This window comes from Citrobacter sp. Cpo089 (genome assembly GCF_030332695.1).
GTDB lineage: Bacteria > Pseudomonadota > Gammaproteobacteria > Enterobacterales > Enterobacteriaceae > Citrobacter > Citrobacter portucalensis.
In genome coordinates, this window is the sequence record NZ_JAOWHJ010000022.1 from 1 (window position 1) to 715 (window position 715).

Annotated in this window: 1 protein-coding gene; it reads right to left on the reverse strand. The window is 45.6% G+C overall.

Annotation, left to right across the window (positions count from 1 at the left end):
- Nucleotides 1-18: 18 nt before the first annotated feature.
- A partial coding sequence (locus OGX92_RS03170; protein WP_286586236.1) for a T6SS immunity protein Tli3 family protein occupies nucleotides 19-715 on the reverse strand: 697 nt, incomplete at its 5' end.

Consider the following 715-nt stretch of genomic DNA (forward strand, 5'->3'; position numbering starts at 1 on the left):
GGCATATCCCATTGCAGATTATTTCCCTGCATCCATATCGCAGTGCATCCGGGTCCAGCCCTTATAGCCCACCACTTCCGGTTCTTTGTCCGGCAGGTTTTGATAGTTGGCCTTATAACCTTCCGTTAAATGGGCTAAAGATGCTTTCATAAACACCACCGTTCCCCAGGCGCGCCCTGGCGATTCAGGTCTCATATGGCCGTTCACATACTCGCCACCGGATTTATGCTTGCCAGGTCTGTAGAGATAATAGGTATCATCAAAGTATTGATAATCTATACCCGGACCACCCGGCGCCAGACGCGGGTCGTCAAAAGGGTATGAGCTCAGATATAAATGCCCCTTCGCCGTGGTAATAAATGCCTGATTATTAACTACCACCACTCTTTTTATTTCTTTTCCTTCAGGTCTGTCACGCATAACACCATCTGAGTTTCTCTCCAGTGCCGGGAAAGGAGCCATATATTTTGCAACCTGCCACGTTTGTCCGTAATCTTTAGATATTTTATATGCCCCTGGCTCCCACTCAGGCACAAGTATGTACTGTTCTGAGGGATGGATAAACTCACCCGAGAATACCCTATAGATTGGATTGCCATAAATTGATTTGTGGATCTTTCTTTTTATGTCATGGTAAACAACATATCCTTCACAATCATAACCGATCAACTCCAGGTAGCGATTATCATCAAACCGGTAAATTACCTGTGAGGGT